This is a genomic window from Pseudoalteromonas phenolica (genome assembly GCF_005876835.1).
In the GTDB taxonomy this organism is placed as follows: domain Bacteria; phylum Pseudomonadota; class Gammaproteobacteria; order Enterobacterales; family Alteromonadaceae; genus Pseudoalteromonas; species Pseudoalteromonas phenolica_B.
Genome location: NZ_PPSW01000008.1, coordinates 110,148 through 123,674 on the forward strand (window position 1 = coordinate 110,148; position 13,527 = coordinate 123,674).

A 13,527-nucleotide genomic window follows, 5' to 3' on the forward strand; every position below is an offset into this window, starting at 1 on the left:
ATTATCCTTCTACGCAGAAACTTGTAAGTTATCGATCAGTCTCACTTTACCTAAGAAAGCGGCCGAAAGAATAACAAACTCTTTAGTTTCAAGTGTAGCAGGTTTTAAATTGTCTTTTTCAGCAATGCTAAAGTAATCAGGTTTCAAACCAGCTTGTTCAAGTGCTTGTTTCGCTTCTAGCTCAATCGCATCGAATGCTTTATTACCTTGCTCAAGCGATTGACCCGCATTTAACAACGTTTGATACAACACTTTGGCTGTTTCTTTCTCTTGCTCAGATAAGTAACCATTACGAGAGCTCATCGCCAGTCCAGATACTTCTCGCTGTGTTGGTACACCAATGATTTCAATTGGCATAGACAGGTCTCGAACCATGGCGCGAATGACTTGTAGCTGTTGAAAGTCTTTCTCGCCAAAGCAAGCAAAGTCTGGTTGTACCATGTTGAACAGTTTAGTGACGACGGTTGCTACGCCTTTGAAATGACCTGGACGGGCACCACCGCAATAACCCATAGAAATATCAGGTACGTCTACATAACTTTGAGCAGCTAACCCATTTGGATACATAACATCAACGGTCGGGGTAAACACAAGCGCAGTACCAATTTCAGCAAGGCCTTGTTTGTCGGCGTCTAATGTTCTCGGGTAGCTGTCTAAATCTTCGTTGGCACCAAATTGCATTGGATTGACGAAAATACTTACAACTACTTTATCCGCAAGCGTTTTTGCTTTTTCAACAAGTGAAAAGTGGCCTTGATGAAGATTGCCCATGGTTGGCACAAACGCAATACTTAAGCCTTGTTGACGCCAAGCCTTAATTTGGCTGCGAAGCGATTTTATTTCACTGACTGACTGCATTAGTTAAACTCGTGCTCACTACTAGGGAAGGCACCCGATTTTACATCATCACAGTATTTTTTAACGGCATCGTGCATGTTGCCTGTTTCGGCTAAGAAGTTTTTCGAAAACTTAGGAATGTAACCCGCTGAAATACCCACAAGGTCATGCATCACTAAGATTTGGCCATCGGTGTCTTTGCCAGCACCAATACCTATCACAGGAATGTTTACAGACTCAGTGATGCGCTTAGCCAGCGCAGAAGGAATACACTCAATGACGAGTAGTTGTGCGCCAGCAGCTTCTAGTGCTTGCGCGTCTGCAACCATTTTATCTGCTTGCTCAGACTCACGGCCCTGAATTTTAAAACCGCCGAATACGTGAACAGACTGCGGTGTTAAGCCTAAATGACCACATACTGGAATGCCTTGCTGAGTAAGCGCACGAATGCTGTCGTGTAACCACTCACCACCTTCTAACTTCACCATGTTTGCACCTGCACGCATCAATTGTGCAGCATTGTTACAAGACTGCTCTACGTTGGCATAGCTCATAAATGGCATATCAGCTATTACAAATAGCTCTTTTGAACCAGCGCGAACACACTTGGTGTGATAGGCAATATCATCGGTGGTGACAGCAAGCGTGTCGTCACCGCCTTGTAAAACCATACCCAGTGAATCACCAACCAAAACAACATCAACACCTTGGTTGTGAAAAAGCTGAGAGAAACTCGCATCATAAGCCGTTAATGCGGTAATTTTTTGTTTTTCTTGTTTCATTTTAGCCAGTGTAGAGACGGTCACTTTAGCCATGTTGTTCCTCTTGGGGTTAATTTAATTCAACTCTAATGGCGTTAAACCATTGAGTGGCACTTGCTGAGCAATGTCAGCCAGTGTGCAGCCATTAGGCAGCTTTAGTTCAGGTGAGATTTCTAATAGTGGATATACCACAAACTCACGTTCACATAGACCATAGTGCGGCACGGTTAAGCGCTTTGTGCTTACGGTTTGCTCGCCAAATAGCAAAATATCTAAGTCTAGGGTTCTTGGGCCCCAGCGTTCATCTTTACGCTGACGACCTTGTTCAAGTTCAATACGTTGTAATTCATCAAGCAGAGCTTCTGGTGCAAGTCTGGTATTGAGTAATGCGACGGCATTAACATAATCAGGCTGGTCTTGCGGCCCCATAGGCTTAGATGAATAAAACTGTGAAACTTTTTCAAGCTCACAGTTAGCAAGTGTACTTAGGGCTTTAACCGCGTTGTGCAGCTGTGCAACAGGTGCTTCAAGGTTGGCGCCTAAGCCAATATAAACAGGGATCATGCATCACCTGTTTTTTTCTTTGGCTTTCTGCGGTAACGGCGACGCGGCTTTTTGCCATCAGATTGACCTAAGTTTTTGACCAGCTCTTTTTGACCGGTGACATCTGATTTTAAGTATTCAGTCCACCAATCAGCTAACGCTTGCTGAGCGTCTTCCCCACTTTCTACACGCAGCAGCAAGAAGTCATAAGCGGCTTTAAAACGAGGCTGAAGGCTTAAACGATAAGCGCGTTGACCTGAGCGTTTGTCTAAACGCATTTGAATATGCCATATATCACGCGCACCTAACGTAAAGCGTTTTGGTACAGACACATGCTGGGCGTTTTGACTTAAAACTAGGTTCATCGCCTGATTGAAGGCGTCAAATTCTGACATACCTTGTTGTTCAATAATCTGTTGAGTACGTTGTTGCAGCGGGAACCAAAGTAGCGCGGCATAGACAAACGCTGGCGTGACTTTTTTATCTTGATTAATACGCGTATCGGTATTGGCAAACATTTGCTCAATAAAACGCGCTTCAAAGCCGGTTTCACTCTGCTCTAAGATTTCATCTAGTGCAGGGAATAGCTGTTTGAATAAGCCAAATTCGCGAAGCTGTAAGTAGTTTTCAACCGCTTTGCCATTTAAAAATAGTTTTAGTGTTTCTTCGAACAAGCGCGCAGGTGGAATATTACCCAGTAAATCAGCAAGCTCATAAATAGGTTTTTTCGTGCCTGACGCAATTTCCATGTCGAGTTTGGTTGCAAAGCGAACAGCGCGAAGCATGCGCACCGGATCTTCACGGTAACGGGTTTCAGGGTCGCCAATCAGTTCAATTTTACGCGCGTTAATAGCTTCGACACCACGTGCAAAATCATGGATGCTAAAGTCATTAATCGAGTAATAAAGTGCATTTATAGAGAAATCGCGACGTTGAGCGTCTTCTTCAATGCTGCCGTATACATTGTCACGGAGCAATTGGCCATGTTCACTTGATTGGCTGGTCGCATTTTTGCGCTCATCGGCTTCATGGTGACCACGCATGGTGGCGACTTCAATAATCTCTCGACCAAAAACGATGTGTGCCAGACGGAATCTGCGGCCGATAAGGCGACAATTTCTAAATAATTTTTTTATTTCTTCTGGCGTAGCATTGGTGACAACATCGAAATCTTTTGGCTGGATCCCCATTAAAATATCACGAATACAACCACCAACGAGGTAAGCGTCATAGCCACCATCTTTCAAGCGATACAAAACTTTGATGGCATTCGGGCTAAATTGTTTGCGCGAGATACCATGCTCGGCACGAGTGATTAAAGCGGGTGTGGCCGAGGTTGTATGGTGTGCATCTGCTGAGTCTGGCTTGACCCACTTTTTGCACATGTTAATTAGCTTGGAAATAATGACCCGTCTCCTAAAACGCTCTGTTGGTAACCTATTAAATAACCTGAGCTCTGGATAATAAATCTATCTCCAGCGGTTACTTTTAACGCTAACTACGTTGAATTTACTTGCAATAGGCCAGCTATTGACGCGTAAATTCGCCTTGTTATCCCTAAAAGTTTCCGGCTGCAGACTTGAAAAAACGTTTACTAATTCAATATCAATAAATTAGTAAATCTCTTAACCACAGCTCAGCTTATATAGGTAAAATCAAAGTGGCTAATAATATACTAGCGTCACTAAAAAATTAAGCTAGGAGTAGAAATAAACTGATCTAATAATGGGTTTATTGTGTCGTTATTTGGTGTGAGTGTGCTTGAATTGCGACCTGTTATAGTTTGATGCTTTTTTCGAGCACTTGTGGAATAACGGCAAGAGAAAACTGTGTGCTTGCCCAAGCCAAAATTTCTTCAACATTACTGAGTTTCATATCATCAGTGACGCTAAGCCCTAAAAAGCTTAGCGCTTGTAATAATTCAGGGAGCGGATCATCGATATTGATGGCAGGGGCATGGTTTTGTTTTGAGAGCTTAAAGCCGGGCTCTGTAACAGCCAAAGGTACATGGGCATACTCTGGCACTGTGTGACCGAGTTGTTTAAACAAGCTAATCTGTCTTGCTGTGGGCTCTAATAAATCGGCACCGCGTACAACGCGACTGATCTTTTGCTCGATATCATCAACCACAACCACTAACTGATAGGCAAATAAGCCATCGCGACGTTTGACAATATAGTCTTCGTTGGCCAAATCGTGAGGCACATGTACCTGACCTTGCAGTAAATCAGTAAATTGATAAACCGGATGCGTTTGCGTTAAACGAATAGCATGATCATTAAAGTCCAGTGTCAGTGATTTACAATGGCCTTGATACAGCCCACCCGCTTGTTTGATCATTTTACGCGTACAGTTACAGGCGTAAAGATCGGGTTTAAGCTGTGATAGGATGTCTTGATAAAGCGCGTGACGTTGACTTTGGTACTCAACTTGTTCGTCCCAATGTAAACCAAACTTTTCAAGCGCAGTTAAGATGACATTGTCAGCACCTTGCACGACACGGGGTTTATCTATGTCTTCCATACGCACAAGCCAAGCACCTTGATGTACTTTAGCGTCTAGATAACTTGCGAGGGCGGCAACGAGTGAGCCAAAGTGTAGTGGGCCAGAAGGCGAAGGGGCAAATCGGCCTCGATAGCCCCTTGAAATGGACAATGCTTCGTTATGCATATACCGTAATTAAGCGCGGCCGTTCTGTTTTTCTTTAATTTCAGCCAGCGTTTTACAGTCTACGCATAGGTCGGCAGTTGGACGAGCTTCAAGACGGCGAATACCAATCTCAATGCCGCACGACTCACAGTAACCGAAGTCATCTTCTTCGATTAAGTTAAGTGTTTTTTCGATTTTCTTGATGAGTTTTCTTTCTCTATCACGGGTGCGCAACTCTAAAGAGAACTCTTCTTCTTGCGCAGCACGGTCAACCGGATCAGGGAAGTTTGCCGCTTCATCCTGCATATGGTTCATTGTTCTGTCTACTTCATTACGAAGGTCTAAACGCCATGCTTCTAAAATCTTTTTGAAATGCGCACGTTGTGCGTCATTCATGTATTCTTCGCCCGGTTGTTCTTGATATGGTTGTAAACCGGCTTGAGCCAATAACCCTAATTTTTTTTGGTCTGGCATAGCATTCTCCTAAATCCTTAACATAACGGCGGCTATCGCCGGCGGCTATAAATAGCAAAATATGCTCCCCTAAGCAAACCTTTTTTACTGTGGATTGGTTAAAATACAGTAGGTGCCAGATTAAGAGAACAACTTAATATTGGCTGGCTATATGGGGGCATAGATGACTAATTCAAGAGCTAAGTACGGGAATTTTATGATTTAGGATTATTTCCTCTGGGCTTATTTCACAGTTATAAGCGATAACTTCTACACCTGCAGTCTGTGCCTCACTCAGTAATTGCGCGTATTTAGGGTCAAGATGGGCTGCAGCCTTTACAGACTCTATACCCGTATGCATCACCATAAATAGTAGTACAGCGCGATGTCCTTGTTGGGTAATGTCTATTAATTCTCTGAGGTGTTTTTGCCCGCGAACAGTTTGAGTATCGGGAAAGTAACCTTGTCCGTCTTCTAATAAAGTGACTGATTTGACTTCAACATAGCAAAGTGGCTTGTGTTCATCTTTAAGCAAAATATCAATGCGACTATTTTCTTGTCCGTATTTCACTTCGGGTTGCAAATGCGCATAGCCATGTAATTCAGAAATTGTACCTTGTTCTATGCTTTCAATCGCCAATTTGTTTGCAATCGCGGTATTCACACAAATAAGGTCGCCTGCTGAATTCTCAGTGAGTTCTAACGAGTGAGCATATTTTCGTTTAGGATTATCACTGGTTGAGTAGTAAGCATTAAAACCCGGATCAGCACAGCCAGTCATTTTACCTGTATTGGCACAATGAACTGTAAATTCTTGGTTAGGTGTTTCTAGGTCGACTAAAAAGCGTTTATAGCGCTTTATTAAAGTGGCTTTTTCGAGCTTTGGCGTGAACTTCATTGTTTAATCGCAATAGGTTGGGTGATACTCGGTGCTAGTGTACACTTAATGCCACTAATAAGCGTATAAGAGAACACAATCTATGTCTGATAAATTCATTGTTCGTATCAGTGAACAAGCACCTACAGCACCGTGGAGTGCCGATGCATTGCTATCGTTTGATCAACTTGGTGCCATTGTTCACCTGCAGCAAAACGAAACACTTAAATTAGTACAAAAAGCAGCACGTAGCCTTTCTCAACAAGGTGTTAAGCAAGCGGTATTACAAGGCGATGCTTGGTGCACTGAGTCACAGTGGGCGTTCTATCAAGGTTTTGTCACTGCTAAGCAACTTGATGGTGTTGAGTTTGTTGACAATGAACAATCAGATTTAGCTGAACTTACAGCGTTGAAAAATGCGGCAACTTGGACACGCCAGATGATCAACGGCACGGCTGAAGATGTTTACCCTGAGAGTCTAGCGAGCAAAGCGGCTGAGTTTATCCAATCTCTAGCGCCTGAGCATGTGAGTTACAACATCATCAAAGGCAATGCACTACTTGAACAACAGTGGATCGGTATCCACGAAGTAGGTCGTGGTAGTGAGCGCCCACCGGTATTACTTGAGCTTGACTACAACCCAACAGGTAATGAAGATGCGCCTGTAAGCGCTGCGCTTGTAGGTAAAGGTATTACGTTTGACTCAGGTGGTTACTCAATCAAACCTAGCGAAGGTATGTTATCAATGAAGTGCGACATGGGTGGTGCGGCGACTGTGACTGCAGGTCTTGCGATTGCAATTCAACGTGGTATCGACAAGCGCATCAAATTATTCTTATGTTGTGCTGAAAACTTAATTTCAGGCCATGCTTACAAGCTAGGTGATATCCTAACTTATAAAAATGGCACAACAGTTGAGATCGTAAATACGGACGCTGAAGGCCGTTTAGTTCTGGCCGATGGTCTAATGGCTGCTGGTGAAACGGGTGCGCCATTAATCATTGATGCGGCAACGCTAACGGGTGCTGCACTGGTTGCTGTAGGTCAAGAATACAATGCATTATTCGGTCTTGATAAAGCATTAGTATCAGAAGTTCAGCAGTTCGCTGAAGAAGAGTTTGAAGCGGCTTGGCCACTTCCACTTGAAAAGTGGCACCAAAACAACTGCCCTTCACCTTACGCTGACACTGCTAACAGCCGAGCGCAAAAAGGTGGTGGTTTCGGTGGTGCATCGAATGCTGCGGGTTTCTTATCGCGCTTTGTACCAAATGAAGGTCAAGGTTGGGTACACATAGATCTAGCTGCTTCATTCCAAAACAATGCTGGTAGCTTATGGTCTGCAGGTGCGACAACGCTAGGTATGCGTACAGTAGCAAGAACATTACAAGCAAAAGCGTAAGTTTTTAGCTATATGCACTTTAAAAGGAGGCTCAGCCTCCTTTTTTGTATTTGCTTTATAACTGATTCAATCAAGAGCTTAGTAGAAGTATTAAGACAAAAGGGCCGCTGCAAGTCTGACAAAATCAGATGAGGTTAAAATGCCCAATAGTTTTCCTTCTTCGTCGACGACAGGCATACAACCATGGCGGTTTTCGACAAAAAACTGTGCCACTTCACTAAGAGACTGTTCTGGTCGAATACTGGCAAAATCAGTTGCCATAATGTCTTGGGCAATGCTTTGCTTTTCTTTTCTTTCAATCGCATTTGGCCCATAGGTTGCCATGATTTTCATCACCTGTGCGACCATGATCTTTTGTGTCAGCATACCTTTTAAAATACCTTGATCATCGATCACTGGAATGTGGCGAATGTTTTTTTCGCGCATCAAGTCGTGCACTTCTTTAACGGTTGATTGGTGATGCACTGCAAATGGATCGGCAGTCATGAGATCAGAAACAATATGAAGCATATTAAACAGTCCTAATTTGGATCAATGTATAAACTTATAACCCATTTTGTTAGAGCTTGCTTAAATCGAGATCAAAGTTTTATTTTTCAGCGATGCTTGGCACGACTGCACTCATGTTTTTCGCAAGTTGAATGTAGCGAGTGCGAACGAGTTGCGACAGGGGAACAAGCTCGTAGCCTTGTTTTAGTAGAAGCGGGATCTGTGCTTGTAAAAAAGTCACCGTTTCAGGATATGGGTGCGCGATGAGTACGCTTTGGCCATTTCTTAACGCGATGCTTTTTGCTTCATTTAATTGTTGAGCAAAGTAAGCATCTTGTTTTTCGTTATCGAGAAAAACCTGACGCGCAATATTAGCCACACCGTATAAGTCCGCCACGGTTTGGGCTTGTGACTCATTGGTCGTTCGGCTATCAAGAAAGTATAAACCGCGTTTACGTAAGACTTCCATGGTCCATTTCATCGGATCGCTATATTGAGTCAGTGCCGAACCCATATGATTATTCACACCACTGACTTGAGGTAAACTGGCTAGCGCGTGACCTAGTGTCATTTGTAGCGTTTGTTTATCCATGTCTAAAGTCAGTGCACCGGGTCCGAGCGCTTTGTCTTCAATTGCTTGCATAGGCACATGCAAAAGTAGTTCTTTACTCTGTTGACTGGCTAGGTATGCAAATTTTTGAGAATAGGGGGTATGCGGCAAAATGGCAAAAGTTAGCTCACCGGGAAGAGATAGCAAATTGAGATCGCGCTGGTGGTTTCCCACATCGTCGATCACTATGGCAATTTGTTTAGCATGTAAAGGTATTGCTAAGTAAAAGACACTTAACAATAACCAAAATAATGAGCGCACAGTGTATTCTTCTATTTATAAGCCTGTAGCTTGAGAGTGAGTACTCTCTTATTTAATTTTTATCTTTGTAATACCCTTTCGCATCAACTAAATGCTTGTCGAGCAAGGCTAAATTAGCCATGTTGTTCGAAAGTTCACCAGCCATTATAGCGCGTTTATTTAAATGTGAAAGCCCTTGTTCAGCCAGTAAAATATTAGGCTTGATACCCACACCATCAATGGAGCGACCAGAAGGCGTAAAGTATTTTGCGGTAGTGAGTTTCAGTGCTGTAGTGCCATCGCCGATGGGGATCAGTGACTGTACAGAGCCTTTACCATATGACTTGCTGCCAACGACGATTGCGCGTTGGTTATCTTGTAAAGCGCCAGCTAAGATCTCTGCTGCAGAAGCTGACTGCTCGTTGATTAACACCACAATCGGCGCGCCATTTAAAATATCACCATGTTGTGCAACGAATTGTTGGTTAGCATCATAAAAGCGTCCTTTGGTAGTAACGATAGTGCCTGCTTGTAAAAATAGATCTGAAATAGCCACCGCGCTGCTTAAAGTGCCGCCTGGGTTATCACGTAGATCGATGATCAGCCCAGAAAGTGCTCCACCATTATTTGAAGTCAGTTTATTGATGTGACGTGCAACGTCATGGTAACTGTGGTTATTAAAGCTTTGTAGGGAAATATAAGCGTTTTGATTGGTTAAAAGCTGACTAAATACACTCTCTACATTAATTTCTTCCCGTCTTAAAGCCAAAGTAAGTTCGCTTTTAGCGCGTTCGACAGTGATGTAAATGGTTTTTAGCGCCGCTTCTTTGAGTAACTTCGACACGTGGGCGATGTCTCTTTTTGTGACATCTTCAGAGTTTATTGCCACCAGTTTATCGCCGCCTTCAAGACCAGCTTGCTCAGCGGGTGAGCCGGGTAATGTCCCTAAGATCACAATGCGATCATCGACTTCTTCTACCTCAATACCAATGCCTGTATAACGGCCATTCGCGGCACTGAACAAGCTTTCAAGTTCACTTTCGCTCAAATACTTTGAGTAAGGATCAAGTTGCTCAAAGACATCGGTTAAGTTGCTTTTGTGATACTGACTTAATGGCACATCATCCACATAATAAGTGTGAATATGATAAAGAATTTCGTTGGTTTGTTGCTGAGTAAATTGTGTTGTAGATGCAATAGCTGTAAAGCTGATATATAAACTCAGCATCGTAAACACGCATAAAAAAATAAATTTAGATTTAAGGCAATCTAACGGTTTTGAATTGATTAAGATTGAATTCATATGCTGCTCCTAGTCAGGTGCAGCAAAGTTATTCTTTAACTTATTTGCACCACTTTACTGGATCGACAGCGCTTCCTTTATGCCGTAACTCAAAGTATAGACCAGGATCAGCTTGTCCGCCGCTCTGACCTACTAATGCAATACTTTCACCGTTACGAACTTGATCACCGACATCTTTTAAAAGCGTTTGTGCGTGACCATATAAACTCATATAGCCAAGACCATGATCGATGACAATGACCCACCCGAAACCATTGAGCCAATCGGCAAAAACCACTTGGCCTTGCTGCACGGCTTTAACGTTATCTCCTGTTTTTGCAGCAATAAATACACCTTTCCAATTCATGCCAGCATGTTTACGTTGGCCAAAGCGGTGTTTTAAGCGGCCTTTACTCGGCCAAGGCAATTTACCTTTTTTACTGCGTAACCCAGTTAATTCAACAGGCACCAATGACTCGCTTTGCTGTTCATTTAATTGCGAGAGCGTGGTGATTAAGGTTTGCTCATTCTCTTTTAAGTAGGCAATCGCACTTTGAGTTTGTTTTAGAGCGCTATTAAGTTGTGAAAGGCTGTTTTGGCGCTGTTCTTTGGTGGCTTTAAGTGCGGCTAAACGCTCTGTTTGTTGCGTAAATAAATCATTGAGTTGCTGTTGTTTCTGTTCAAGCGATTGTTGGTTTTCAGCTAGTTGTTCTATGACTTTCTTTAACGCTTCAATTTGTGTGATACGGGCTTTATTGAAGTAATCGTAATAACTTAAAGTACGCTCAAGCGTTGCGCTATGTTCTTGATTTAGTAACATTTTTGAATAGTCATGACTGCCAGTCATGTAGGCGCTTTTTAATTGTCCTGCGAGTAGTCTTTGTAGCTTACTTTTTTGTTGTTTTAAGTGCTTGTTTTCACTTTCGAGGGTGTATTGTTGCTGGCGATTTTCATTGATCCCTTGCTCGGTCAATGACAGTGCTTTAGCGTGCTGTGCAATTTGTAACTCGAAGTCACGTAATTTGCGTTGCAGTTTATTGAATCTTTCGCTTTGCTGTTGATAGCTTTTTTGGCTTTTCTCTAGTTCTTTTTGTACTGCGTCTAAATCTTGCTTAGTACGAGACTCGTTGGCATTGGCAAAAGCCAATACCAACATAGTCGTTATGCCGAAAATAATGCGTAAGCTTGTGCGCATTACTTAATGGTCATAATAGGTGAACCTGTCATTTCTGCAGGTTGTTCCATACCAAGTAGGTGTAGCATAGTTGGCGCCACATCACTTAATGTTTTACCTGCCTGAGGTTGTGCATCACGACCTACATAAATAAATGGTACCGGCTCGCTAGTGTGAGCTGTATGAGCTTGACCCGTTTTTGCATTGGTCATTTGTTCAGCGTTACCGTGATCAGCTGTGATCAGTGCTTCACCACCGACTTTTTCTAACACTTCAACAACACGACCAATACATGCATCAACGGCTTCACAGGCTTTTACTGCCGCTTCAAATACGCCAGAGTGACCAACCATGTCGCCATTCGGATAGTTACAGATGATCACATCGTGTTCACCGCTTTCAATTGCTTCAACCAGCTTGTCAGTCAACATCGTTGAATTCATCTCTGGTTGAAGGTCATAAGTGGCAACTTGTGGAGAAGGGATCAGCTCACGCTTTTCACCAGCAAATAACTCTTCACGACCACCACTGAAGAAGAAGGTCACATGTGCGTATTTTTCTGTTTCAGAAATACGTAGTTGTGTTTTATCGTGTTTTGCTAACCACTCACCAAGCACGTTATGCAGTTTTTCAGGTGCGAAGGCGATTGGTGCGTTAATATCTGCAGCATACTCAGTCATCATCACAAAGGCGCTTAATTCAGGTGCTTGTTTCTTTTCGAACCCTGCAAAATCAGCATCGACAAACGCACGTGTCATTTGACGGGCACGGTCAGCACGGAAGTTCATGAAAATAATCGTGTCACCATCATTAATGGTTGAAGCAGGCGCTGCATCAGGCTGAACCAGTGATGCTGCAACAAACTCGTCGTTTTCATTACGGTCGTAAGCGGCTAACAACGCTTCAACGCCATTGCTGTAAGTATATTGACCTTCAGCACACACCATTAGGTTGTAAGCTGATTCTACACGCTCCCAGCGGTTATCACGGTCCATTGCATAATAACGGCCCACAATTGAAGCAAGACGGCCGCAGTTTAATTCTGCAAATAGTGCTTCGATTTTTTCGATTGAAGCTTGTGCACTGCGAGGTGGCGTATCACGACCATCTAAGAAGGCATGGAAGTAAACGTCTTTTGCACCACGCTTTGCTGCAAGTTTAATAGCCGCAATAATGTGATCTTCATGACTGTGCACACCACCTGGGCTTAATAGACCCATTAAGTGTACAGCTTTACCAGCATTAACGGCTTTATCGATGTTTTCTACTAACACTGGATTGTGTTCAAATTCGCCATCGTCGATTGATTTAGTAATGCGGGTAAAGTCTTGATAAACAATACGGCCAGCACCTAAATTTACGTGACCGACTTCAGAGTTACCCATCTGTCCATCTGGTAGACCCACATCTAAACCTGAACCTGAAATGAGTGTACGAGGGCGGGTGGCCCATAAGTTATCTAAAACGGGCGTGTTTGCAGCTAAAATTGCGTTGCTTTCGCTTTCTTCTCTGTATCCCCAACCATCTAAAATCATTAGAACAAGTGGTTTTTTCTGTGCAGTCATTTGGGCTCCTAAACTAAGGCACGAACTCTGCGCGTAGCATACCGTGTTTTGTATGAATATTCAGCCCTTTGAAAAGGAATAATCTTCATCTAGCAATCTTGCAAGGGCTGTATTTACAAAAGGGTATACCCAAACAATTGCAAACGGTATACTGCCGAGTCATTGAGCATTAAGACAAGATCTAAATCATTAGATCTAAAGTAGTTGGAATTTTCATGGAACAATATATTGAATTTATCGGCAATAATGCGGTACTAAGCATTATTTGGTTAGCCCTTGTTGCGATGATTGTAATGAGCTGGTTTAAAAGCAAATTTTCTGCAATTCGTCAAATTAACCCACAGCAACTGACACTGTTGGTTAATAAAGAAGATGGTCAAGTCGTTGATATTCGTCCGGCAAAAGAGTTTAACGCAGGCCGTATTGCGGGGGCTGTTCAACTGAGCGCTGAAAAAGCCAAACAAAGTGACTTTGCAGGCCTTGAAAAGTTTAAATCTAAGCCCATTATATTGGTATGCACAACAGGCATGACAGCAAATGGTATCGCAAACAACATATCAAAAGCGGGTTTCGAGCATGTTTATGTACTAAACGGTGGTATGGGCGCATGGCAAAATGCTAACCTGCCTGTAGCAACTGGTAAATAAT

14 protein-coding genes are annotated in these 13,527 nt (G+C 43.0%); 2 read left to right on the forward strand and 12 right to left on the reverse strand.

What is annotated here, in order from left to right; all coding sequences use genetic code 11:
* Positions 1-9 precede the first annotated feature (9 nt).
* The 7 genes from panC to sfsA form a co-directional block, all read right to left on the reverse strand.
* The gene (panC, locus tag C1E24_RS06335; RefSeq protein WP_138479817.1) at positions 10-858 is read right to left on the reverse strand and encodes a pantoate--beta-alanine ligase; all 849 of its coding nucleotides are present in this window, start codon (positions 856-858) and stop codon (positions 10-12) included.
* Positions 858-1,652, reverse strand: a complete 795-nt coding sequence (panB, locus tag C1E24_RS06340; RefSeq protein ID WP_138479819.1) for a 3-methyl-2-oxobutanoate hydroxymethyltransferase — start codon at positions 1,650-1,652, stop codon at positions 858-860. The genes panC and panB overlap by 1 nt, the downstream gene beginning before the upstream one ends.
* Positions 1,653-1,673: 21 nt before the next feature.
* Positions 1,674-2,162, reverse strand: a complete 489-nt coding sequence (gene folK / locus C1E24_RS06345) for a 2-amino-4-hydroxy-6-hydroxymethyldihydropteridine diphosphokinase (protein ID WP_138479821.1) — start codon at positions 2,160-2,162, stop codon at positions 1,674-1,676.
* Positions 2,159-3,526 (reverse strand): polynucleotide adenylyltransferase PcnB, encoded by a 1,368-nt coding sequence (pcnB, locus tag C1E24_RS06350; protein ID WP_138479823.1) that lies wholly within the window; start codon positions 3,524-3,526, stop codon positions 2,159-2,161. The genes folK and pcnB overlap by 4 nt, the downstream gene beginning before the upstream one ends.
* A gap of 391 nt (positions 3,527-3,917) precedes the next feature.
* A complete protein-coding gene (gene gluQRS, locus C1E24_RS06355) occupies positions 3,918-4,811 on the reverse strand; it encodes a tRNA glutamyl-Q(34) synthetase GluQRS (RefSeq protein WP_138479825.1) in 894 nt (297 codons plus the stop codon).
* A 9-nt stretch (positions 4,812-4,820) separates the two neighbouring features.
* A complete protein-coding gene (gene dksA / locus C1E24_RS06360) occupies positions 4,821-5,264 on the reverse strand; it encodes an RNA polymerase-binding protein DksA (RefSeq protein WP_138479827.1) in 444 nt (147 codons plus the stop codon).
* Between the two features lie 172 nt (positions 5,265-5,436).
* Positions 5,437-6,141 (reverse strand): DNA/RNA nuclease SfsA, encoded by a 705-nt coding sequence (sfsA, locus tag C1E24_RS06365; RefSeq protein WP_138479829.1) that lies wholly within the window; start codon positions 6,139-6,141, stop codon positions 5,437-5,439.
* Between the two features lie 82 nt (positions 6,142-6,223).
* Here sfsA and pepB point away from each other — a divergent pair, with 82 nt between their 5' ends.
* Positions 6,224-7,519, forward strand: a complete 1,296-nt coding sequence (gene pepB / locus C1E24_RS06370; RefSeq protein ID WP_138479831.1) for an aminopeptidase PepB — start codon at positions 6,224-6,226, stop codon at positions 7,517-7,519.
* 90 nt (positions 7,520-7,609) lie between these two features.
* Here pepB and C1E24_RS06375 read toward each other — a convergent pair whose 3' ends face one another.
* The 5 genes from C1E24_RS06375 to gpmM all read right to left on the reverse strand — a co-directional run bounded on the left by C1E24_RS06375 (position 7,610) and on the right by gpmM (position 12,879).
* Complete coding sequence (locus tag C1E24_RS06375) at positions 7,610-8,029, reverse strand: CBS domain-containing protein (protein WP_138479832.1); 420 nt, start codon at positions 8,027-8,029, stop codon at positions 7,610-7,612.
* Between the two features lie 79 nt (positions 8,030-8,108).
* Positions 8,109-8,879 carry a divergent polysaccharide deacetylase family protein gene (locus C1E24_RS06380; protein ID WP_138479834.1) on the reverse strand — a complete coding sequence of 257 codons (771 nt, stop codon included), beginning with the start codon at positions 8,877-8,879 and terminating at the stop codon, positions 8,109-8,111.
* A 52-nt stretch (positions 8,880-8,931) separates the two neighbouring features.
* Positions 8,932-10,161, reverse strand: coding sequence for a S41 family peptidase (locus C1E24_RS06385; protein ID WP_138479836.1), 1,230 nt, complete (start codon positions 10,159-10,161; stop codon positions 8,932-8,934).
* Between the two features lie 40 nt (positions 10,162-10,201).
* Positions 10,202-11,335 carry a murein hydrolase activator EnvC family protein gene (locus C1E24_RS06390; RefSeq protein ID WP_138479838.1) on the reverse strand — a complete coding sequence of 378 codons (1,134 nt, stop codon included), beginning with the start codon at positions 11,333-11,335 and terminating at the stop codon, positions 10,202-10,204.
* Positions 11,335-12,879, reverse strand: a complete 1,545-nt coding sequence (gene gpmM, locus C1E24_RS06395; protein ID WP_138479840.1) for a 2,3-bisphosphoglycerate-independent phosphoglycerate mutase — start codon at positions 12,877-12,879, stop codon at positions 11,335-11,337. The genes C1E24_RS06390 and gpmM overlap by 1 nt, the downstream gene beginning before the upstream one ends.
* 215 nt (positions 12,880-13,094) lie before the next feature.
* On the opposite strand from gpmM, the gene C1E24_RS06400 reads away from it, so the two are divergent.
* On the forward strand, positions 13,095-13,526 hold the full coding sequence (locus C1E24_RS06400) for a rhodanese-like domain-containing protein (RefSeq protein ID WP_138479841.1): 432 nt from the start codon (positions 13,095-13,097) through the stop codon (positions 13,524-13,526).
* Position 13,527 lies beyond the last annotated feature (1 nt).

Excerpts from the sequence above, each read along its gene's own strand:
- panB (WP_138479819.1), bottom strand. The coding sequence starts at position 1,652 with ATGGCTAAAGTGACCGTCTCTACACTGGCTAAAATGAAACAAGAAAAA.
- C1E24_RS06390 (WP_138479838.1), bottom strand. The coding sequence starts at position 11,335 with ATGCGCACAAGCTTACGCATTATTTTCGGCATAACGACTATGTTGGTA.
- C1E24_RS06400 (WP_138479841.1), top strand. The coding sequence starts at position 13,095 with ATGGAACAATATATTGAATTTATCGGCAATAATGCGGTACTAAGCATT.
- C1E24_RS06375 (WP_138479832.1), bottom strand. The coding sequence starts at position 8,029 with ATGCTTCATATTGTTTCTGATCTCATGACTGCCGATCCATTTGCAGTG.
- sfsA (WP_138479829.1), bottom strand. The coding sequence starts at position 6,141 with ATGAAGTTCACGCCAAAGCTCGAAAAAGCCACTTTAATAAAGCGCTAT.
- gpmM (WP_138479840.1), bottom strand. The coding sequence starts at position 12,879 with ATGACTGCACAGAAAAAACCACTTGTTCTAATGATTTTAGATGGTTGG.
- panC (WP_138479817.1), bottom strand. The coding sequence starts at position 858 with ATGCAGTCAGTCAGTGAAATAAAATCGCTTCGCAGCCAAATTAAGGCT.
- folK (WP_138479821.1), bottom strand. The coding sequence starts at position 2,162 with ATGATCCCTGTTTATATTGGCTTAGGCGCCAACCTTGAAGCACCTGTT.
- gluQRS (WP_138479825.1), bottom strand. The coding sequence starts at position 4,811 with ATGCATAACGAAGCATTGTCCATTTCAAGGGGCTATCGAGGCCGATTT.
- pepB (WP_138479831.1), top strand. The coding sequence starts at position 6,224 with ATGTCTGATAAATTCATTGTTCGTATCAGTGAACAAGCACCTACAGCA.
- pcnB (WP_138479823.1), bottom strand. The coding sequence starts at position 3,526 with ATGTGCAAAAAGTGGGTCAAGCCAGACTCAGCAGATGCACACCATACA.
- dksA (WP_138479827.1), bottom strand. The coding sequence starts at position 5,264 with ATGCCAGACCAAAAAAAATTAGGGTTATTGGCTCAAGCCGGTTTACAA.
- C1E24_RS06385 (WP_138479836.1), bottom strand. The coding sequence starts at position 10,161 with ATGAATTCAATCTTAATCAATTCAAAACCGTTAGATTGCCTTAAATCT.